The sequence below is a fragment of the Pyxidicoccus sp. M15 genome (assembly GCF_056858435.1).
This window is the reverse complement of the sequence record NZ_CM166495.1, coordinates 3,049,631-3,070,534: the sequence shown is the minus strand read 5'-3', so window position 1 is coordinate 3,070,534 and position 20,904 is coordinate 3,049,631. Positions and strand designations below refer to the sequence as shown.

Genomic DNA, 20,904 nt, shown 5'->3' with positions numbered 1-20,904 from the left:
TCAGCGGGCCTCCACGGCGAGGGGCACCGGCGGCGTCTCCCGGTCCGTGGGCACCGGCGAGCGGCGGGCCGCCAGCGCGGCGCGCAGGCCGAAGAGGAGGGTGGCCACCACCAGCAGCATGAACAGCCCGGTGAGGGTGGCGTCCAGGTAGTCGTTGTGGATGATGCGCTCCATCTCCTCCACGGACTTCGCGGGCGCCAGCACCCTGCCCTCCTCCATCGCCGCGGAGAACGCGCGCGCATGGGCGACGAAGGACACCCGCACGTCCCCGCCGAAGACCTTCTGCCAGCCCGCCGTCAGCGTGCAGATGACCAGCCACACGGCGGGAATCGCGGGGACCCAGGCGTAGCGCTCGCGCTTCATCTTCACCAGCACCACGGACGCCAGGGTGAGGGCAATCGCCGCCAGCATCTGGTTGGCGATGCCGAACAGCGGCCACAGCGTGTTGATGCCGCCCAGCGGGTCCACCACGCCCTGGTAGAGGAAGTAGCCCCACGCCCCCACGCACACGGCCGTGGCAATCATGTTCGCCGCCCAGGACTCCGTCCGCTTCAGGGGCGCGTACACCAGGCCGGCCAGCTCCTGGATCATGAAGCGGCCCACGCGCGTGCCCGCATCCACGGTGGTGAGGATGAACAGGGCCTCGAAGAGGATGGCGTAGTGGTACCAGAAGGCCATCATCCCCTCGCCGGAGACGAGGCCATGGAGGATTTGCGCCATGCCCACCGCCAGCGTCGGAGCGCCGCCCGCGCGGGAGAGGATGGAGGACTCGCCGATGTCGCGGGCCGTCTGGGTCAGCACCTCCGGGGTGACGACGAAGCCCCACTGGCTGATGGTCCGCGAGGCCTCCTCCACGGTGGTGCCAATCACCGACGGCGGCGAGTTCATGGAGAAGTACACGCCCGGGTCCAGCACCGACGCGGCGATGAGCGCCATGATGGCGACGAAGGACTCCATCAACATGCCCCCGTAGCCCACCACGCGCGCGTCCGCCTCGGTGGCCAGCATCTTCGGCGTGGTGCCCGAGGAGATGAGCGAGTGCCAGCCGGACACCGCGCCGCAGGCGATGGTGATGAACAGGAACGGGAACAGGCCCCCGGAGAACACCGGGCCGCTGCCGTCCACGAAGCGGGTGATGGCGGGCATCCGCAACTCCGGCGCGGCCAGGATGATGCCCACCGCCAGCAGCAGCACGGTGCCAATCTTGAGGAAGGTGGACAGGTAGTCGCGCGGGGCGAGCAGCAGCCACACCGGCAGCACCGAGGCGCAGAAGCCGTAGGCGATGAGCATCCACGCCAGCGCCTTGCTGTCGAAGTTGAACAGCGGGCCCCAGTACGCGTGCTCGGCGACGTGGCCGCCCAGCCAGATGGACAGCATCAGCAGCACGAAGCCGGCGACGGACACTTCCAGCACGCGGCCGGGGCGGAGGTAGCGCAGGTACACGCCCATCAGCACGGCGATGGGAATGGTCATCGCGACGGTGAAGGTGCCCCAGGGGCTGTGCGTCAGCGCCTTCACCACCACCAGCGCGAGCACGGCGAGGATGATCATCATGATCATCAACACGCCAATCATCGCCGTCACGCCCGCGGCCGGCCCCAGCTCCATGCGGACCATGTCGCCCAGCGACTTGCCGTCGCGGCGGACGGACAGGAAGAGGATGACGAAGTCCTGCACCGCGCCGGCCAGCACCCCGCCAACGAGAATCCACAGCGTGCCGGGCAGGTAGCCCATCTGCGCGGCCAGCACGGGGCCCACCAGCGGGCCCGCTCCGGCAATGGCGGCGAAGTGGTGGCCGAAGAGCACCCACCGGTCCGTGGGCACGTAGTCCAGGCCGTCGTTGCGGCGGTGGGCCGGGGTGGCGCGGGTGGGGTCCAGGGCCAGGGCCTTCTCCGCCACGAAGCGCCCATAGAAGCGGTAGCCGATGAGGAAGACGGAGACGGCCGCCACCACCAGCCAGATGGCGTTGATGCTCTCCCCCCGGTGAAGGGCCACCATGCCCAGGCTGACGGCGCCAGCGATGGCCAGCAGCACCCACGCCAGCTTTCGAGCCACTCCACCCATGATGCCTCCATGCGGCCAGAGCCCCGACGCAGGCGCGGCCCGAGCGAGTCCTTCCGGGACAGGCTAGCGCGCGGGCCGCCTGCCCAGAGGCCGAAATGGAGGGGGGATGTCACCTGTGAGGCGCCGCCGCTCACGCCAGGTCCGCGGGCAACGCCGGCACTGTCTGGATGTCCTCGGGCACGTGCCGCACGACGCACCGCGCAGGTGTTGCGCATCAACCGGTGGACGCGGCCGATGAATGCGCGCGTCTCCGAGAAGGCCACGCGCCTCCGACCAGGAGGCGCCTCCGGCCGGGAGAGCCGGGTGCCCTAGTAGTTGCCGCCCGCGCCGCCACCGCCCGAGCTGCCACCACCGCCGCTGAAGCCGCCGCCACCGCCTCCTCTGCCGCCCCCACCACCCCAACCCCCGCCGCGACCCCAGCCACCACCACCGCCCCAGCCCCAACCGCCGAGGATGATGCCGCGCCGCCTGCCGCGCCCCCGTCCCCCGCCCCGCATGGCGAAGATGAAGAAGATGAAGAAGGCCACCATGAGACAGCCGAAGCCCCCCACGCCCCCGGTCCCCTGGGGCTCGCGCCTCACGGGCGTCTGGCGAGGCAGGGCCGCGGCGCCCGGCAGGGGCTGCCCGGTGAGCGTCTGGGCAATGGCATTGCTGCCATCCTCCGCCGCCGCGTCGTACTCCCCCGCCTTCAGTCGCGGAGCGATGTATTGCTTGATGATGTCGTAGGCCTGCACGTCCGTGAGCTCGCCGCCCACGCCCTTGCCGGTCTCCATCCACACCTGGCGCTCATTGGGCGCGACCAGCAGCAGCACACCGTTGTCCGCGCCCTTCTGCCCCAGCTTCCAGGTGTTGAAGGTGGTGTACGCCGCGTCCTGCACCGTCTCTCCGTCGAGCGAGCTGGTGAAGAAGACGGCGACCTCGTAGCCGGACTGCGTGCGCAATTGCTCCAGGCGCTGCTCCAGCACGCGGCGCCGCTGGGCATCCAGCACGCCCGCGGTGTCGGTGATGTGCCCCTGGATGGGCGGCGGGGTGAAGGCCGCCTGCGCCACGCTCGCGCACAGCAGCAGCGCGAGCGCGCCGACGGCCGCGCGCGATGCCGCCACCGGGCGCATCAGAAGTTCACCTGCGGCGCCGCCTGCGAGGCGGGCGAGGCGCGGAAGTACTCACGCGGCTTGAACGTGCCACCGGTGGCGCGCCGCACCACCGAGCCGCCCACCTTGCCCAGCTCCGTGTTGTAGTCGCGCACCGCCGCGTTGTACTGCTCGCGCGAGCGCAGGATGCGGTTCTCCGTGCCTTCCAGCTGCACCTGCAGGGCGCGGAAGTTCTCGTTGCTCTTCAGGTCCGGGTACTTCTCCTGCACCACCAGCAATCGCGAGAGCGCGCCGGACAGCTGCTCCTGGGCCTGCTGGAACGCGGCCACCTTCGCCGGGTCCTGCAGGTCCTCGCCGCTCAGCTGGATGCTGGTGGCCTTGGCGCGTGCCTCCAGCACGCTGCTGAGAATTTCCTTCTCAGAGGCGGCCGCGGCCTTCACCGTGTTCACCAGGTTGGGGATGAGGTCGGCGCGCCGCTGCAGCGCGGCCTCCAGGTCCGCCCAGCGCTGCTCGGCCACCTGGTCCTTCTCGATGAGCACGTCGTACTTCTGACAGCCGGTGAGCATTGCAACCGCGAGCAACACCAGCAGCGTGCTGCCTCTGAAGGGGCGTGCGTTCATATGGCGTCAAAAGTAGGAACCGCGCTCCGCGCCGACAAGAAGTGCCGGCCCGCCCGGCTGGGCTGGGCGAGCAGCCATCCGGGCGCCCCGTCCCCTGGTACACGCAAAGGAACACGAATACCGTCGCACCCTGGAAATCACTCTTTCCAGGAGCAGACATGCGAACGAGCTTCATCGGGGGGTTCTTGCTGGCCGCGGGCGTGTGGCTGGCGGGCTGCGGCGGGACGGAGGCCCAGGAGGAGCCGCCGCTTGGCGCGACGGAGCAGTCGGCACTCCAGGCCTGTGGCACCTACCTGCCCCCGTGTCCGGAGGGCTACTACTGCACGGGAGAGCTCCGGGGCGCCTGTGAGCCCACGAATCCTCCGCTCTGCGGGCCCGCGCTGCCCCCGTGCCCGGACGGCTTCTATTGCCACGCCTACCCGCGCGGCTGGTGCCGGCCCAGTCCGTAGCGAGCGGTCAGCTCCAGGTCCGTTGCTGGTTGCGGGCATTCTTCTCGCGGAACGCCTGCTCCAGGTCCACGCCCACCCGGTTGGCGATGGCGAGCAGGTAGTTGAAGACGTCCACCAGCTCCTCGCCGAGCTGGGCGCGGGCCTGCTCCGGAGGCGTGGCGCCGCCCTCGTCGAAGAGCTTGTTGTAGCGGCGCACCGCCTTGAACACCTCGCCCACCTCCTCGCCCATGAGGAAGCAGTTGTGGACGAGGTCCACCTTCAGCCAGCCATGCAGCGCCTCCAGGTCGTGGATGTAGCGCTGGTAGTCCTTCATCGACGCGCCTTCAGGGAGGGAGATCATGGCCCTTCTCCTAGGCGAGACGCGCCGGGCTGTCGATGCCCCCGTGGTGAGGCGTCAGCGAAGCACCGTTTCCTGGAGGAACCGCGTCAGCGCCTCCGCCATCTTCCGGTGCGTGGCGGCCGACGGATGCCAGTCCTCCCCGACGCCGTCGACTCCGGGATTCTGCACGGCCATCAGGTGGCGGTAGACGCGGTCATCGCCCGCGCGGTTGCGCTCCGCCACCAGGTCGGTGACCCAGTCGCCGACGTGCGCCGAGGACACGGTGCCGTCCACTTCCTGCTGCTTGTACCCGTCCGTCATGCTGCCGAGCGTGCACACGATGCGGGCCTTCGGGTGCAGCTCGCGCAGGCGCACGAGGAACTTCCGGTACGCCGTCTTGAACGCTGTCTCGTCGGGAAGAAACTGAGCCGTACCGAAGCCGGCGAAGGCGTCGTTGGTGCCGGCGTTGATGACAATCACGTCGGGTGAATAGCCCCTGGAGTCCCAGGCCGCGGGCTGCCCCGGCACCGCGAGCTCGTAGATGGCCGGCAGCAGGTCCGACGTCGACATGTCCAGGTTGCGGTACACGCCGTGGCCCGAATAACAGACATTCACCAGCTCCGCGCCCAGGTTCCGGGCCGTGAGCCAGCCATAGCTCCGCGTGGGGCTCTCGTTCTTCGACGTGAAGGTCGGCGCCCTCCACGACGGCGAGTCGGGAACGAGCGCGACTTCGGTGCCATAACCGCAGGTGATGGAGTCGCCGACGAACTCCATCCGCAACCCGGGGCGGGCCGGCGGCTCCCTCAGCTCACCGTGGACCTCGAGCGCGACGAGCGCGCTGTGGCCCACGGAAGACTCGGTCCGCTTGAGGACTTCCACCGTGTGGAGCCCGGGCTCCAGCCCGCTGGCGAGCTCGTAGGTGGAATCCCCCCGCTGGACGGCGAGCAGCTTCGGCGGCCCTCCATCGAGGCTCACATCGAAGTAGTTCGTCCCCACGTCGCCGCCGAGGCCGAAGTCGTCGAGGCGCATCCGCACCGCGTCTCCCCAGAAGCGCGCGCGAATCGTCATGCCGGGGTGGGAGAAGACGACGCCCGCGCCGGAGCCATACCACCGCCCGGTGTATTGAAGGCGTGCGTCGAAAGGAGACACCTTCACCCATGTCAGGGCCCCGGGAGAGGGGTTCGACACCGGGGACGTCGTACACGCCGCCAGCCATGCGCAGAGTCCGAGCGCCACGTTCCGCCGCTTCATGGCCCCTGCTCTACCACGGGCGACCCTGCCCGGCGGAGGGACGGGAAGCAGGGAGCCTGGATGGCCGCCGGCCCAGCAGTCCCTGCGCCCCAGGTGGCTGCGTGGCCTGCCCTGGAGACACGACCGCCGGGCCCTCCATGAAGGAGGGCCCGGCGGCCGAGTGCGACGCTTCAGCCGGGACGGCGGGGACTACCGGGCGTCGCGCTCGTCCACGGTAAGGCAGGGGTCCATCTTCTCGGGGGCGACGAGGTACTGTTCCTCGCGACCCAGGTCCTGGGTGATGCCCGGCGTGGCGAAGCCAATCTGCCCACCACCGTCATACGCGAGGGCCAGCCAGTCGTTCTGCGACGCGGGGAACGCGCTGGCGCCGGAGCCGTCGAGGTCCCGGGCGTAGGACGTGGCCTGGATGTTCCCATTGGCATTGAAGTCCAGGTTGGCGCTCGCGTTGCCAACGACCTGGACGTTGTTGAAGCGAAGCGCGCTGATCCGCGCGAGGTCCGCTTCGGTGGTCGGGGCGACGGGCGTGAACGCGGAGACCTCGTTGATGCTCTGTTCGTTGAAGGCGGCCACCTGCACGCGCGAATAGTCGAGCACGTTGTTCAAGCCGCCAATGCCGAAGCCATAGAACTGGTACGAGTAGTTCATGATGCTCAGGTAGTTGGGCTTGTAGTTGGCATTGTCGGTGCCGCCGTGGCGCAGGCCGATGTTGTGCCCCAGCTCGTGCATGAGGGTGCCGGCCTGCTGCAGCTCCGTGCCCCCCCCGATGAAGCCCAGCGTCACCACGAAGTCATGCGCGGGAATGCCGCGCGAGATGCCGCTGGAGTTCCCGCCGCTGTACCGGTTCGCGAACAGCATGTAGTGGAAGTAGGGCGCGCGAATCGCGGCGAAGTACTTCGCCTTGATGACGTCGAAGTCCGTCCAGACGGGGTTCAGGTCCACGTCCGCGTCCGCCGCGGCGATCTGCTGGTCCACCACCATGTGCAGCGTGATGCCCGTGGAGCCATCCGGGTTCGGGACCGGTGCGTTGGCGAAGGCCGTGATGACCCGGTTCAGCATCGCCTGCGTCGGCTGGAGACCCGGGTAGTAGTCCGCCTCGATGAAGATGTCCTTCCTGCGAGGGTTCGCGCCCAGGGTCGTCAGGTCCAGGCCGGTGAAGCCGAACGACTCCGCGTAGTCATTGAGCCGGTCTCCGTCCGTGTCGGGGTTGTTGGGGTTGGTGCCCAGCAACGTTTCCACGATGTCGCAGACAGTGTCGCCATCCGTGTCCAGGGCGCCCACGCACGCGGGGATGGGGAGGGGAATGGCCGTTGCCACGTCCACGCCCTGGCGGGTGCTGGCCGTCTCCGCTTGCGCGACGTCGGCGCCGCCACACCCGCTCAACCCCAGGAGTACGACGGAAGCCGTCAGCAGGGACTTCTGAAGCTTGGACATGGGATTCCTTTTGTTCGCAAAGGATTGGCATCACGCCAATCGCCCCTTCTCTAAATTCAACGCGATTTCTTGGCTATTCTATTTTTCCTTGTTTCGCCTGACTTTGGCAGACATTGAATGTGGCCGGCTGAGAAACCGCCGTTCGCCGTGAAGGAGGATGGCAAAGTTACATCCGCAGGCTCTTGCGCCACCGCGCTCGCGCCACGGTTGCGTCACCTGACTTCTGGGCTCGAGGGCTGTGTGCTACGCGTTCCTGGGCGCGCGCCTGAAGACGCGGCGAAGGCCCCGCGAGCATGGGGCAGGCCCCTGACATCTCAAGCCTCCCGCGCACGTCGCGAGCCCCAGCGCTGCGAGGCCCCAGGCGCCTGCCGGACGCCGCTCGGACGGTGCGCCAGACGCTCCGAACCTCGATTTAATTCGGCTTAATTCCACGGCTCCCGCGAGAGCCCCGACACTCCCCGCAGGTCGATGCTCGACCGTATCGAGGGGGGCGAGTCCCACTCGCGAGGAGACCACATGAAAGCCAAACATTCCGTCTGTCGATGGGCCCTGCTCACCCTGGCCCTCGGGCTGGGCGCCTGCCAGCCCACGGAGGATGAACCCGGGGCGAACGATGCACTGGCGGAGCAATCACAAGCACAGGTGTCCGCCACCGTCATGCGCCAGCGCTCGGACCTCATCAAGTCCGTGCTGGCCGCGGACCCCAACGTCGACAACCCGCTCCTGTGGGCCGGAATCGCCAACACGGAGACCGGCATGGCGTTCTGTTACGGCGAGCACCCCACCGATGAGTGCCCCGGACCCTACTCCGCGGACTGCAACGGCCCCATCCTGGCGGGCTACTGGGATGGTCTCTGCAGCGCCCAGGCGGGTGGACTCGGGATGTTCCAGTTCGACGCCCCCGGCACCTATAGCGACACGCTGTCGCTGTACGGCAATGGCATCCTGACGGTCCAGGGGAGCATCACGCGCGCCGTCCAGTACGTCCTCGATATGTCCTGGTACTCCACCCACACGCCCTACTTCGCGACGCGGCAGGACATGTACAACTGGCTCAACAACATCCGGGTGGGCGGGCCTTCGTGGGACCTCTGGCTCGGGGTCCTCGCCCGCCACTACAACGGCACGACCTGGGGCTCGAGCGACTGGTACACCGTCAAGGCGAAGTACGACGTAGGGACGCGCGCCATGCTCAACCTGTATGGCGAGAGCTACTGGTACGGCACCACGCCGCCTCCTCCTCCGCCGCCTCCTCCTCCCGGGAACTGCAGCCCCGAGGGCGGCCTGTTCTGCGGGAACAACGGCGTGCCGGGGGACCCGAACTTCCTCTACGTGTGCAAGGGGGGCGTCCCTGTCGTGAAGCAGGTGTGCGCCAATGGCTGCAACCGCGCGCCCGCGGGTCAGCCGGACTCGTGTCTTTCCGGCAGCGCCGCGCCGAAGACGTGCTCGTGCGCCAACGGCGCCTACAAGAATGGCACCCCCATTCCCCAGTCCCTCACCTACTGCGGCTTCCGCACCTGCGGCTCGGACAACAACCTCTATGAGTGCGGCACCGGCAACCAGTGGCTGAACACGGGCGTGGCGTGTGGAGGCACGTGCTCCTGCGCCAACGGAGCGCACCTCAACGGCACCCCCATCAGTGCGGCCAACACCTCGTGCCACATGGAGGTGTGCGGAGGCGGCAACACCTTCTACGAGTGCATGGGCACGTCCTGGTCCGCGGTCTCCGGCTCCTACTGCCGGATGAACTGAGAGAGCGCCCCGACACGAACAGCCATCCCTTCCGTCAGACGGCCTGTGCCCCGCTGGTGCTGGGGCTGGCCGCGTGCAGCGAGCCTGGGTCGGACGAGGCCACCGGCGCGGAGGAGCTCCATCTGGCCGAACGCGATGAAGCACCGGTGGGCCCGCTCCAGCAGCCGTGGAGCGGGCCCACGGTTCAGTTGAAGTACGGCGAGGTGGCCAGGCGCATGAGCAAGGCTACGAGCGCGCGCTGAAGCTCGCGTAGGGCACGGTCTCCGGGGCCCGCCTCGCGCTCCAGCTTCCGCGCAGCAGTGGCACGAGGAGCAGCAGGCTCACGGGCACCAGGATGAGACCGGACTCGCCCAGCCAGATGCTGTCGGCGGGGTTCGTCGCCGCCCCGAACGCGGAGAGCGCTTCATTCCACACCCCATGGAGCACGATGGGCGGCCAGATGCTTCCCGTCTCCATTCGCAGGCGTGCCAGGGCCACGCCCAGCGGCACCAACAGGATGACGAAGAGCAGCGCCGCCAGGAGCCGGCTCGGACCGAAGTGGCCGCCCGGGCGGAGAATGAGCGGCAGGTGCCATAGGGCCCATACGAGCCCGCTCAGCGCCAATCCCCCCGGCACACGCGCGTCGAGCAGGCGCGGCGCAAGGTAGCCCCGCCAGCCGATTTCCTCTCCCGCCGCCCAGATGCACCCCACCACCGTGCCCAGCGTCAGGTGCAACGCGAGCTGCTTCGCGAACCGGACCGCGGGCTCGCCGGTGCTCTCCACCGTCCACACCCATTGCGGCAGCACGAGGTAGTCCTGCATTGGCGGGTCGAAGCTGGCGAGCCCCGTGGCCCAGGCGAGACCGTACGACAGTGCTCCCACGCCAAGCGGGAAGCCAAAGGCATACAGCAGGGCGCGCCGGCCCGCTGCTCCGCCGATGCGGAACGACAGGTCGCCCCACCCTTCACGCGTCGCGATTCTCGCGGCGAAGGACGCGACGGCGGGCGACCACATCAGCAGGACGACCTTCCATATCCTGTCCAGGAACGGCACCCGGCGGATGATCATCCACTCGAAGACCGCCGAGAGGACGATGAGCACCCCAAAGAAGACCCACAGTCCCCGCCGTGCGCGTCTGGCTTCGTCCATGCGCCGGGATGCTACCCCACGTCCCGGGCCCAGGCGCCGGGGGCGCGCACCATGCGCCCCTGCCGCGAGCCCCACAGGTTCTGCCGCAGGCACGCGAGCACCTCGCTCGTGGAGGCCCTCCCGCCGCTGCGTCTTTCCTCCACAAGGGTCCGGCGGTCGTGCTCCGCCGCATCGGGTGTCTTGCGTGTTGCGTCAATGACGGTTAACAATGTTTGCGACGTCCTGGCGTGTCAGCACCCCATGTCCAACACTCCCGTCTACACGCCAGGTTGCTCCCGCCCCTCCGGCCTCGAAGGGCCTGCTCGGCACGTCAGTGCCAGCGCCATCGGCCGGTCCGGGCAGTGTTGTTGTTGTCGCGCGTGCTGAGCGCCCCGCGGTCCCCTTCCCTCAGCGGCCCTTTGTCGTTCTCCTGTGCTGACCGGCCCCCCCGGTAGCACGTGCAGTGTCCCTTCACGTCTGTGCTGGCGTCCCTCCATGCCCAATCCCGCTCCTCGTGTATCCACGAAGGCCGTCCTCTTCGCTTCCCTGTGGCTCTCCCTGGGAGCGTGGGCTCGAGCCGCGCCCCCGGAGCCTGCTCCAGCCCCCCAGGCTCCGCGGGAGCCGGACGTCCCGGCCGAGTCCCAGCCCACGCCGCCCCCGTCGCCGGGGGTCACCATCACCGCCTCACCCGGCAAGGGCTTCACCGTGGCGACGGATGACGGGAAGTACTCCGCGACGGTGCGGGCCCGTTTCCAGATGCGGGAGACGGTGACGGGCCAGGACGTGGAGGGGGCGCCCCGGCGCTGGACGCAGGAGCAGAACGTGCGCACGGTGCGGCTCTTCCTCCAGGGCCACGTCTTCGACCCGGACCTCAAGTACACGCTGCAGCTCGCCTTCGGAGGCAGCGACTTCGAGCCCGGCTCCTCCAGCCCGCTGTTCGATGCCTGGGTCGAGTACACGGCGGTGCGCGATTTGAACATCCGCGTGGGCCAGTTCTTCGTTCCCTTCGACCGCGCGCGCACCATCCGCGAGTCGAGCCTTCAGTTCGTGGACCGGCCCATCATCATCGGCGAGCTGACGTTGGACCGGGACATGGGGGTGATGCTGTCCTCGAACGACTTCCTCGGGGTGGACGGGCTGCTGAGCTACAACCTGGGGTTCTTCGGAGGCGAGGGCCGCAACCGCTTCGGGCCCTCGACTCCGGGCCTGCTCTACGTCGCCCGCTTCGCGGTGCGGCCCTTCGGCGCCTTCGACGACGACGTGGAGGGGGACCTGCAGCGGCTGCCCAGGCCCCGGCTGATGGTGGGCGTGGCCGGCGCGTACAACCAGAAGACGAACCGGCAGCGCAGCACCACGGGCGCCACCTTCACGCTCGGCACCTTCGACTACGTGCACGCGGACGTGGACGCGGTGTTCAAGTACCGCGGCCTCTCCGTGCTCGCGGAGCTCCTCTACCGTCACGCGTCCCCCTCGTACCGGGACGGCACCATCAACGGGCAGCCGGCCCGCGAGTGGTCCCGCTCGGGCTGGGGCTACGTCGTGCAGGCGGGCTACATGCTCACCTCGAAGCTGGAGGCCACCGGGCGCTTCGACCTGCAGCGGGTGGACCCGGACAGCGACCCCGCGCTCATCGCCCAGGTGGACCAGCAGGGACGGGAGGTGGGCGCGGGCCTGAACCTCTACCTGAACGGGCATGCCTTCAAGTTCCAGGGGGACTACGCCTATCAGTTCGGCCGGACGGGACCGGCACGGCACCTCGTCCGGCTCCAGCTCGACGCGTCCTTCTGAGGCCTCATCGGCAGACAGGCCACACGGCGGGTGCGAAGACAGACCTGGCGAGCTCTTCGTCATCGGAGTCACCCCGGGTGCGCCTGACCTCGAGCCCGCGCTGTACTATGTCTTGAAACCCACACCCTGCTCAGACGTCGAGGCGTACCCGTACCCATGTCTTCCTCCCGCCGCTCCCTTCCCATGGTCGTCAGTGCCCTCACGCTGCTCGCCGGCTGTGACGACGCCAGGCCCTCTTCCCAGGACGACTCGGTGCGCGTGGAGGGCCCCGTCCGGGTGGAAGGCCCGGTGGAGGTGAACGGCGGCGTCGACGTACTCAACCCGGTGCATGTCGAGGGCCCCGTGTCCGTCACCGGCACGCTCCAGGGCATCCAGGACGCCATCCGGATCGCGGGCCCGGTGGAGACCACGGGCCGGGTTCAGGGAATCGACCAGACGGTGTCGGTGCAGGGCACGGTGGGCCTCAGCGGTCCCGTGGAGGTGAAGCCTGGCGCCGAGCCCCTCCGCGTGGTGACAGCGGACACGGATGCGTCTCGCATCGTGTCCAAGATGTACGGCGGGGGTTGGGGGAGCAGCTTCAGGGCCATCGAGAAGGGGCCGTTGGTCCTCACCTCCGCCGCGCTCGTCGCCTTCGAGGGCTCTCCGCTCACCGCCTCGGACAACACGCGCCTGTTCCACGTGTCGACCGACGTCGCCCTGGGCGGGGACTGCTCCGCCGTTCCCGAATGGGAGCGGAGCCACCTCGTCTACCTGCAGGGGGACCTGATTCCCATGGTCAGTGGGGTGCGACTCCTCGTCCCGGCGAACACCACCCTCTGCGTGAGCGGCGCGAGGCGGGTCGCCTACTCGGGGTTCCGTCCGTACTGACGGAGCAGGTCAGGTCCGACGGCCGCTTCCTGCTCGCGGAAGTCTGACCTGACCCGGGCCGCGGAGGGGCCATTTCCAGACGTGATAGACTTCAGCGCATGGACAGGGTCGCGCTCTTCTTCTGGCTGGGCATGCTGTTCGTCGCGGTCAACATCATGTGGGCGCTGGCCCAGGCTGTGGTCGCGAGTGCGCTCGGCGCCCGGCCGCTGACGGTGCAGGTGGGCTACGGGCCGAAGCTGCTGGCGTGGCGCATGGCCGGAATCGGCTGGAGCCTCCACCCCATCATCCTGGGCAGCTCCGCGTCATTCACTCCAGAGGCCGAGGACGGCGCGCAGGCGACGAGCCTCAAGAGCCGGCTCAACAAGCTGCCCCCGCCCCTGCATGCCCTGTCCCTGGCCATCCCCTGGTATGTGCAGATTGGCGTCGCCATGGCGTGCCTGGGCCCCGCGGAGGGCTTCCACCAGTTCACCGAGGGTTTCCCCGCGGTGTTCAACCTCGCCGCGCTGCCGGGCCGCGTGGAGCGCTTCGTCGGACTGCTGCGTGACGGAGAGCTGCTGCGCGCGTGGGGCATCATGAGCGCCCGGATGGCCGCCCTGAACCTGCTGCCCATCCCCACGCTGGCGGGCGGCTACCTGATGCTCCTTCCCTGGCGCGACAAGTCTCCGACGTGGGTGCGCCCCGTCGCCATCGCGCTGCTCGCCGTCGTGCTGCCCTGGGCCGCGTACGTGACGTACCTCTTCGTCCGGGCCATCCTCTAGGACGGACGCCGGGACGCGCCGGGCCGCCATGCGTGCGAGCCGTGCGCCAGGCCGGCGCTGAGCGAACGCCCTCCATGACTGGCCGCGGAGGGCGGTCGCTCGTCCCGAGGTGGGTCACGCAGTTCGGGGCTCGCCCTCGCGCTCACGCGCGCATGCGGCGGCGGAATTAGACGTCGGTGCCGCGCGGGATTGCAACCCGCGCCCCCTCCCCTACTTCCGGACGGCGGCGAGGATGTATTTCGGCAGCAGTTCCTCGCGGAACTTCTTCCACACCGGAAACTGGCTGTAGTTGCCGCCGGTGAACATCACGGTGAGGTCGAGCTCGGGGATGACCATGATGAACTGCCCGCCGTTTCCTCCAGCCTCGTACTCCGCATAGACGCGCTCGCCCACCTTCAGCTCATGCCGCCACCAGGCGTAGCCGTAGGTCCGGTCCTCGCTCATGACGGAGTGACGCGCGACGGAGCGCTCCACCCAGCGCTTGCTGACGACGCGGCGCCCGTTCCACACGCCGCCCGACAGATAGAGCTGCCCGAGCTTCAGCGCGTCCCGGGGACGCAGATGGAAGCCACCGCCCAGGTACGCTTCGCCAGCGGGCGTGAGGTTGAGGTGGTAACCGCGCATCTGGAGCGGCGTCGCCAGCGAGCGGGCGAAGAAGTCCGGCAGCCACGTGCCCGTCGTGCTGCGCAGCACGCCGCCCAGCAGGTTCATCCCCGCGGAGCAGTACACCGCCTGCTCCGCGCCCGGCTCCCGCTCCATCGGCAGGTTCAGCGTGTACGTGTACCAGTCGGTCTCCTGTTCCTGGAGCGTGTTCTCGTTGCCGGGGGAGTCGCCGTTGTCGTCGTCACACGCAAGCCCCGACGTCATCGTCATCAGGTGCTCCACCGTCAGCCGGGCCTTCCTCGGGTCGGGCGCACCGGCCTCCTTGTAGTCGGGGAACAGCGAGTACACGGGCGTCTCCGGCGCCAGGCGCGCGCCCTGGTCGATGGCGATGCCCACGAGCGCGGGCGCGAAGGTCTTCGCGGCGGAGCGGAGGTCATGCGGCCGCGCCTTGTCGTAGCCGTGGAAGTACTCCTCGACGACGAGCTTCCCGTGGCGCGCGATGAGCAGCCCGTGGATGAGGGGCGCGGACGTGTCAGCGGGCTGGGTGTCGAGGATGCGCTGCACCAACTCCCGCACGGGCCCTGTGTCCATGCCCACGTCCGCGAGCGACGCGGTGGCCCAGCCGTCCTCCTCCGCGATGGGCTTGCGGTACGTGTACGGGCCCGGGGAAGGCGTGCGCGGGTAGAGGCTCACGGCCTGCTCCCTGTCCCGCCGGGTGAGGTCGAGCGTGCCCAGGAACATGAAGGGCAGCGACAACTTGCCGGCATGCGCGTCGTAGGTACCCTCGAAGCGCGGGCCGCCCTCCCGCGCGCTGACGAGCCGGACGGTGTTCCCCGTCATCGAGACGCGGAACACGGGCCGCGGCGGGAAGTTCTTCTCCGGGTTGCGCATGATGGCCTGGACGGTGCCATCGGGCGCTTCCTGGACGACGAGGTAGAGGGTGAAGCGGTCCTCCATCGGCTTCACGGCACCGCGCCAGACATCCTTCTGCACGGCGCGCAGCTCGACGGGCGTCGCATAGCGGACGCCGCCCACGACGACGGCCCGCTGAATCCAATGCCCCACGAAGCGCCTGCCGTCCGGTGTCAGCGCCCCCCGCAGCTCGCCCTGGCCTCCGGGTAGCACGACGGAGAGCGCCCTCTTCTCCTCCCGGCCCGGGGCCTCGAATCCACCGATACGCGCCAGCCACACGCCGTTGTCCCGCAGGAGCGTCAGCTCGCCCTGGACCTCGGGACCGAAGACGCGCTCACCCCCCCAGATGCCGACGAGCTGCTTCGCCGGGTCCGGACTCACGGGAGCCGCGGGCTGCGCCATCCCCGTCCCGGACGCGAGTGAAACCACCAACAGCGGAACCGCCAGACGGCGGTGGGGGTGAAGGCGCATGGCGGACGTCCTCGTGGGTGCAGGGCTCGGTGCTTGCCGCTCCGGGCCCTACGCACGGCACGAAAAGCGATTGCTCTTGCAACCCGCCTGAAGCTTGTCGATGGCGCTCCGCCAGTGGCCTGGAAGTGCCCAACGAAGCGGGTCAGAACCGGAAGCTCTGGGCCACCGCGAGCAACTGCTCATCGCTGGCCCCGGCGTTCGCGAGGCATGACTGCGTGGAGACGATGTAGCCCCGCTGGTCCTTCACGGTGATGTACATGTGGCCCAGGTGCGTGTCGTTCCGCACCACGAGCACACGGCCGGGCTGCCCGCCCACCGTGGCGGGCTTGTCGTCGAGCAGCACCCAGTACTTGCTCTTTCCGAAGACTTCGCGCTGCAACTGCAGGTACGCCTCGAGCGTGTAGTCGTCCTTGCGCGAGCGCATCACGCCCGCGTTGTCGAGGCACTTGGAGTTCCCCGTCCCCGACGGGCGGATGCCGGCCACCTCGAAGCCGTCGATGTCGCGCTGGCGCCAGCCCTGGGGGTACTCGATGGAGAAGCCGTCGCCCTCGTAGCGCCCGCTCAGCTCCGGGTCCTCGCCGATCTTCGACACGTAGCCGCGCAAGGCCTCCGCGTTGCGCGCGGTGAGCCAGCCCACGCCGCCGAGCAGCAGCAGCACCGCGATGCTCGGCACCGGCCGCGTCAGCAGGCTGTAGGCCGCGAAGAAGAGCCCCTGCACAGCGCCCAGGACGAACGCGAGCGCTCCGATGATGGCCAGCACGTAGAAGAAGCGGCCCGTCACGTCCGCGAGCCACAGGGTGAAGAAGAAGAGAAGAGGCCCGCCGATGAGGGCGACAAGGAAGCCCAGAGGGTGCGCGGGCTGCTTCTCGGGTGCGGCGTCAGGTGTCGAGTCGGACATGCCCCCGAAACGCTAGAGGGCCGGAGCGGTGGAAGCAACGCGGGTCCGCGGGCACTCCCGGTTGACGCGCCTCCAATTTGGCGTTAGTAACAATCACATGAAATCGACGCGCGACTACCGGATGACCGCGCGGGCCGACGCCACTGCGGAGACGGGCCGACGCATCGTCGCCGCCGCCTCCGAGCTGTTCCTCACCCTCGACTACGAGGACGTGACGCTGCAGGAGGTCGCCGACCGGGCGGGAGTGACGCTCCAGACGGTGCTGCGCCGCTTCGCCTCCAAGGAGGGCCTGGTCAACAGCGTCGCGGAGGTGATGGCGCCGGACATCGTGCGCTCACGCGCGGTGACGAAGCCAGGCGACATCAACGAGGCGGTGCGGCTGCTCGTCGGCAGCTATGAGGAAATGGGCCCGATGAACTGGCGGATGCTTCGCCAGGAGCACCGGCTTCCCATCATGCGCGAGCTGCTCGTCAGTGCGCGCGCCCTCCACCGCGCCTGGGTCGAGGAGACCTTCGCTCCGCTGCTGCCGCGACGGGGGCCGGAGCGCGAGCAGCGCGTGCTCCAGCTCTTCGCGGCGACCGACTTCTACACGTGGAAGCTGTTCCGCATCGACCTCGCGCTGCCTCGCGCCGAGGCGGAACGGCTCATCCGCGAACAGGTGTCTGCACTCGTCAGGGAGGGGACATGAAGCGTTTCCTGTTCGTGATGGTGGAAGCCGGCGGCAATGTGCCACCGCAGCTCGGCATCGCCCGCCGCCTCGTTGCGCGTGGCCATGCGGTGCGGGTGCTCACGGACCGGGTGCTGCAACCGGCCGTTGAACAGGCGGGCGCGGAATACGCTCCCTTCCGGCACGCGCCCCACCTGCACTGCAGCAGCCGCACCGAGGACCGGGTGCGCGATTGGGAGCCGAAGAACCCGCTCGACCGGCTGAGGCGCTTCGCCGGTCACGTCATGTTCGGCCCGGCTGAGCAGTACGCGCGCGACGTGCTCGAAGAGGTGGAGCGCTTCCGGCCCGAGGGGCTCGCCATCGACTGCGTGCTCCTGGGCGCGCTGATTGGCGCGGAGCGCTCCGGCCTGCCCACGGCGAGCCTGATGCACATGGTGTGTCAGCTGCCGCTGCGGGGAATTCCCCCGTTCGGGCTGGGCCTGCGCCGCGCGCGGGGGCCGCTCGGTCACCTGCGAGACCGCCTGCTGTGGCGCGTCCTCACCCGCACGCTCGACGGGATGGGCCTCGCGTCGCTGAACGGCGCCCGCGCCCGGCTCGGCCTGCCGCCTGTCGCGCATGCGGCGGACGTGATGCAGCGGGCCCAGCGGGTGCTCGTGCTCACGAGCGCGGCCTTCGACTTCGTCCCCGACCCGCTGCCGCCCCACGTGCGCTACGTCGGCGCTCCCGTCGACGACCCCTTCTGGGTGGAGCCGTGGACCTCACCGTTCCCGGACGAGCGCGCGCCGCTCGTGCTCGTCGGCCTCGGCTCGACCTTCCAGAACCAGGGAGCGCTCTTGCAGCAGGCCATCGACGCGCTCGGGAGCCTGCCGGTGCGGGGCCTCGTCACACTCGGGAAGGTGTTCGAGCCGTCGGAGTTCCGGGCGCCGCCGAACGTGCAGGTGGTGGCCTCGGCTCCGCACGCGGCGCTCCTGCCGGCGGCGCACGCGGTGATTACCCACGGCGGGCACGGCACGGTCATCAAGTCACTCGCCGCCGGGGTGCCGGTGCTGTGCCTCCCGCTCGGCAGGGACCAGAAGGACAACGCGGCCCGCGCCGTCGAGGCGGGCGCGGGGCTCACCCTCGCGCCGACTGCATCGGCCAGGGCCATCGCCCGCGCCGTGCGCCGCCTCCTCGATGAGCCCCGCTTCCGCGACTCCGCGCGCCAGCTGTCCGAGCGGATTCGTCAGGAGCGCGCGAGCGATGGCGCCGTCACGGAGCTGGAGTCGCTCGTGACGGCACGGGCGGCCGCGGCCTGAGACACCGGGCCCCAGCGCGTCCCGGTCAGTCGGTGAACGTGTTGGGCTCCTTGCTGAAGCCCGCCTTCGCATGATGCGTCAGCCGCTCGAGCTGGGCGACCACCGGCGGACGCGCTTCGGCTTCGACCGTGAGGTGGCCGCCGTGAAGCGCCAGCTCCCCAGGCCACGCGCCCTCCCCCTCCACGGCAAGGCAGTCGAGCAGCGCGAGCAGTCGCTCCTCGACGGGGATGGCCCCGTCGCCGACCGGAAGCTCGCCGCGGGCCCGCAGCCGACCGCGATGCGCTCCTGGCATCCTCGTCCTGCGGAACCGCCCGTGAGCGCGCATCATCCGCCCGGGCCCCAGCCTCCGTCGCAAGCGGAGGCGTGCCGCACGGGGCGTCACGGCGCGACCACCGGCGGCTTCCAGATGAACCCGTTCCTCCGGGTGCTGTTCACGACGGTGAACACGTTGCGCGCGGGGCTGTGGCGGAATCGGCCAGGATGCATCGGGTTGCGCGGGTTCATTCAACCCGACAGAGCAACGCGCATGCCGCGCACGCACGGCACGGGCGACAGGCGCGGCTCGCTCGGAGACAACACGCGCGGTGCGAGTGAAGGAAGCGGCGTCGACGGGGAATGCCCCCCACACGTTGAGGCCCCCTCCCCCCAATCTCACACCGTCAGAAGGTGAAACCGAAACGCGGGATGTCACGGCCCTCTTCGAAGGAGGCTCCGGGGTCCAGGAGCTCGAGCCGGCGCAATCCCTCCCCTGCTGATACATCCGCTGGAGGTGCTCACCCGATGACGCTCCCCGCCGTGGTGGGGCCCGCCCGTAGGGCGTCGCGACGGGAAGTAGGGCAGACTGGGGAAAGGCCCTGGCGCCACGAACGGCGCGGTGGGAGGACGGGCAGCGCCCGTACCGGGGGCCGGGAGCCGAACCATGAAGCACGTGGAAGCCAGGATGACGGCCGTCACCGGACCCGCGGGACGGCTGATGGCGACAGTGGAAGGCGATGGCGGAATTCCCACCCTCTTCGTGCACGACGTCGCCGCCGACCGGACGCACTGGGCCCAGGTACAGCACGGACTCGCGACGCGCAGCGTGGCCTTCGACCTGCGAGGGCTGGGTGAGAGCGGCGGCTCCCACGGGCCCTTTGGCGTGGAGGCGGCGGTCGAGGACGTCGCCGCGGTGGCCGACGCGCTGACGCCCGAGAAGTTCGTCCTGGTGGGCCATGGCTTCGGGGCCGCGGTGGCCGGCGCCTTCGCCGCGTACTACCCCGAGCGGCTGGCCGGGCTCCTCTACGTCGAGGCCCCCGGAGACCTGCGCCGCATGCCCAGGGCGGAGGCGGAGGCGTGGCTCGACAACTTCAGCCCCGCGAAGTACGGGGCCTTCCACGAGCACTGGCTCGCCCCGCAGTTGCTCGCCGCCAGGGAAGCGACGCGCGTCCTCGTGATGAAGACGATGCGCACCTCGCGGCGGGAGGCCATTGCAGGGAACCTGGAGTCGCTGCTCGGCCATGACCCGGACGCGGCCTTCGAGCAGTTCAAGGGACCCACGCATGCGCTGGTGGCGGCCGCGGGGCCGGAGACGCTGGCGGGCCAGCACCCCACGTTGTCCCGCGCCGTGGCGCCGCACGCCAGTCACTGGCTGATGCTGGACGCGGACAAGTGGTTCCACACGGAGCTGGTCCACTTCCTCGGCCAGTGCCGGCACCACCATTCTTGAAACGCCGCGCCGGGCGCCCGGCGTCCCGCCATTCCCATGGCGGCGGCGTCCGTCTCAGAAGGTGACGCCCAGGTTGAGCGTGGCGTTGTAGCTGTTGCCATCCGCGAAGTTGACGTCGAGGTCGTCCTCGTCGACCACCGATTCAGGAGCGAACTCCTCGTCGAAGAGGAAGTTGTAGTTGGCGCGCAGGTCGGCGGAGAAATTGCCGGTGTAGAAGCGCAGGCCCGCGCCCACCGGGAGGGAGCCCACGGTGTCGTCGCTGAAGCCCAGCGTCTCGCCGCCGCTGCGCACGTTGAAGTCGCTCAGCCCGATGCCCCCCAGGATGTAGGGCTGCATGGGACTGGCGGTGAGCCCGAGGGTGGCCACGGCCTGTCCGCCGTTGCGGACGATGTCCGGATTGCCCACCAGGTCTTCGGCCCCATCCAGGTCGATGGAGTTCACCGCGCCGCTGTAGCCGAGCTCCAGCCCGATGACCCGCGACGGCTTGAGGCCCACCGTCACACCGTAGGCCGCGCCCGGGTCCAACCGCGGCGCCAGCCCCCCGCTGTAGCCCTCCACACCGCCACCCGCGGAGAACGTGAGGCCCCGCATGTCGGCCTGCCCCTCCTGAGCCAGGGCGCCAGTCCCCCATAGCGCGCACGCCACGACCCATATCCGGATGCTCTTCATGTCCGCATCTCCAGTTCGACCCGGGTTCAGCGATAGGCTGGGGACGCGGGCGGCGATGCTCAACCCGGCACGCGCATCCGTCGGAGGCAGGGCCCCCTCTCCCGGCCCCGTCACGCGCCGGGTGGGTGGCAGCGGTGCGCTCCAGCACGCCCGCCCCTCCCTTCGGGCCGGCTCGTGCTCCGGCACC

General features: G+C 69.6%; 19 protein-coding genes. 8 read left to right on the top strand and 11 right to left on the bottom strand.

The features are described from left to right. From ACX9TP_RS12440 to ACX9TP_RS12430, 3 genes are all read right to left on the bottom strand, one after another. Entirely contained in the window at positions 1–2,064 is a 2,064-nt protein-coding gene (locus ACX9TP_RS12440; RefSeq protein ID WP_482979933.1) for a carbon starvation CstA family protein, read from the bottom strand. Between the two features lie 308 nt (positions 2,065–2,372). Beyond that, positions 2,373–3,176, bottom strand: a complete 804-nt coding sequence (locus tag ACX9TP_RS12435; protein ID WP_482979932.1) for a TPM domain-containing protein — start codon at positions 3,174–3,176, stop codon at positions 2,373–2,375. Further along, positions 3,176–3,775, bottom strand: a complete 600-nt coding sequence (locus ACX9TP_RS12430) for a LemA family protein (protein WP_482979931.1) — start codon at positions 3,773–3,775, stop codon at positions 3,176–3,178. The genes ACX9TP_RS12435 and ACX9TP_RS12430 overlap by 1 nt, the downstream gene beginning before the upstream one ends. A gap of 158 nt (positions 3,776–3,933) precedes the next feature. On the opposite strand from ACX9TP_RS12430, the gene ACX9TP_RS12425 reads away from it, so the two are divergent. Continuing rightward, the gene (locus tag ACX9TP_RS12425) at positions 3,934–4,224 is read left to right on the top strand and encodes a hypothetical protein (protein ID WP_482979930.1); all 291 of its coding nucleotides are present in this window, start codon (positions 3,934–3,936) and stop codon (positions 4,222–4,224) included. A 7-nt stretch (positions 4,225–4,231) separates the two neighbouring features. On the opposite strand, the gene ACX9TP_RS12420 is transcribed toward ACX9TP_RS12425, so the two are convergent. The 3 genes from ACX9TP_RS12420 to ACX9TP_RS12410 all read right to left on the bottom strand — a co-directional run bounded on the left by ACX9TP_RS12420 (position 4,232) and on the right by ACX9TP_RS12410 (position 7,225). Then, positions 4,232–4,564, bottom strand: a complete 333-nt coding sequence (locus tag ACX9TP_RS12420; RefSeq protein ID WP_482979929.1) for a MazG nucleotide pyrophosphohydrolase domain-containing protein — start codon at positions 4,562–4,564, stop codon at positions 4,232–4,234. 54 nt (positions 4,565–4,618) lie between these two features. Further along, a complete protein-coding gene (locus tag ACX9TP_RS12415) occupies positions 4,619–5,794 on the bottom strand; it encodes an SGNH/GDSL hydrolase family protein (RefSeq protein ID WP_482979928.1) in 1,176 nt (391 codons plus the stop codon). A 189-nt stretch (positions 5,795–5,983) separates the two neighbouring features. After that, positions 5,984–7,225, bottom strand: a complete 1,242-nt coding sequence (locus ACX9TP_RS12410) for a hypothetical protein (protein ID WP_482979927.1) — start codon at positions 7,223–7,225, stop codon at positions 5,984–5,986. Positions 7,226–7,741: 516 nt separating this feature from the next. On the opposite strand from ACX9TP_RS12410, the gene ACX9TP_RS12405 reads away from it, so the two are divergent. Then, positions 7,742–8,977, top strand: coding sequence for a hypothetical protein (locus ACX9TP_RS12405; protein ID WP_482979926.1), 1,236 nt, complete (start codon positions 7,742–7,744; stop codon positions 8,975–8,977). A gap of 225 nt (positions 8,978–9,202) precedes the next feature. On the opposite strand, the gene ACX9TP_RS12400 is transcribed toward ACX9TP_RS12405, so the two are convergent. Then, on the bottom strand, positions 9,203–10,105 hold the full coding sequence (locus tag ACX9TP_RS12400) for a CPBP family intramembrane glutamic endopeptidase (protein WP_482979925.1): 903 nt from the start codon (positions 10,103–10,105) through the stop codon (positions 9,203–9,205). Positions 10,106–10,579: 474 nt separating this feature from the next. Here ACX9TP_RS12400 and ACX9TP_RS12395 point away from each other — a divergent pair, with 474 nt between their 5' ends. The 3 genes from ACX9TP_RS12395 (at position 10,580) to ACX9TP_RS12385 (ending at position 13,497) form a co-directional block, all read left to right on the top strand. Beyond that, positions 10,580–11,872, top strand: a complete 1,293-nt coding sequence (locus ACX9TP_RS12395; protein ID WP_482979924.1) for a porin — start codon at positions 10,580–10,582, stop codon at positions 11,870–11,872. Positions 11,873–12,028: 156 nt separating this feature from the next. Continuing rightward, complete coding sequence (locus ACX9TP_RS12390) at positions 12,029–12,739, top strand: hypothetical protein (protein WP_482979923.1); 711 nt, start codon at positions 12,029–12,031, stop codon at positions 12,737–12,739. A gap of 98 nt (positions 12,740–12,837) precedes the next feature. Beyond that, on the top strand, positions 12,838–13,497 hold the full coding sequence (locus ACX9TP_RS12385; RefSeq protein WP_482979922.1) for a hypothetical protein: 660 nt from the start codon (positions 12,838–12,840) through the stop codon (positions 13,495–13,497). 210 nt (positions 13,498–13,707) lie between these two features. Here the strand turns inward: ACX9TP_RS12385 and ACX9TP_RS12380 are convergent, their stop codons facing one another. Then, complete coding sequence (locus ACX9TP_RS12380; protein ID WP_482979921.1) at positions 13,708–15,483, bottom strand: serine hydrolase domain-containing protein; 1,776 nt, start codon at positions 15,481–15,483, stop codon at positions 13,708–13,710. Positions 15,484–15,625: 142 nt separating this feature from the next. Then, positions 15,626–16,381: a hypothetical protein gene (locus tag ACX9TP_RS12375; RefSeq protein WP_482979920.1), complete on the bottom strand. Its 756-nt coding sequence runs from the start codon at positions 16,379–16,381 to the stop codon at positions 15,626–15,628. A 97-nt stretch (positions 16,382–16,478) separates the two neighbouring features. Here ACX9TP_RS12375 and ACX9TP_RS12370 point away from each other — a divergent pair, with 97 nt between their 5' ends. Both ACX9TP_RS12370 and ACX9TP_RS12365 read left to right on the top strand, forming a co-directional pair. Beyond that, positions 16,479–17,069, top strand: coding sequence for a TetR/AcrR family transcriptional regulator (locus tag ACX9TP_RS12370; RefSeq protein WP_482979919.1), 591 nt, complete (start codon positions 16,479–16,481; stop codon positions 17,067–17,069). Beyond that, positions 17,066–18,343 carry a glycosyltransferase gene (locus ACX9TP_RS12365; protein WP_482979918.1) on the top strand — a complete coding sequence of 426 codons (1,278 nt, stop codon included), beginning with the start codon at positions 17,066–17,068 and terminating at the stop codon, positions 18,341–18,343. The genes ACX9TP_RS12370 and ACX9TP_RS12365 overlap by 4 nt, the downstream gene beginning before the upstream one ends. A 25-nt stretch (positions 18,344–18,368) precedes the next feature. Here the strand turns inward: ACX9TP_RS12365 and ACX9TP_RS12360 are convergent, their stop codons facing one another. Further along, positions 18,369–18,635 (bottom strand): hypothetical protein, encoded by a 267-nt coding sequence (locus ACX9TP_RS12360; RefSeq protein WP_482979917.1) that lies wholly within the window; start codon positions 18,633–18,635, stop codon positions 18,369–18,371. 627 nt (positions 18,636–19,262) lie between these two features. Here ACX9TP_RS12360 and ACX9TP_RS12355 point away from each other — a divergent pair. Continuing rightward, positions 19,263–20,048, top strand: coding sequence for an alpha/beta fold hydrolase (locus ACX9TP_RS12355; RefSeq protein WP_482979916.1), 786 nt, complete (start codon positions 19,263–19,265; stop codon positions 20,046–20,048). Between the two features lie 54 nt (positions 20,049–20,102). On the opposite strand, the gene ACX9TP_RS12350 is transcribed toward ACX9TP_RS12355, so the two are convergent. Further along, complete coding sequence (locus ACX9TP_RS12350; RefSeq protein WP_482979915.1) at positions 20,103–20,639, bottom strand: hypothetical protein; 537 nt, start codon at positions 20,637–20,639, stop codon at positions 20,103–20,105. Positions 20,640–20,904 lie beyond the last annotated feature (265 nt).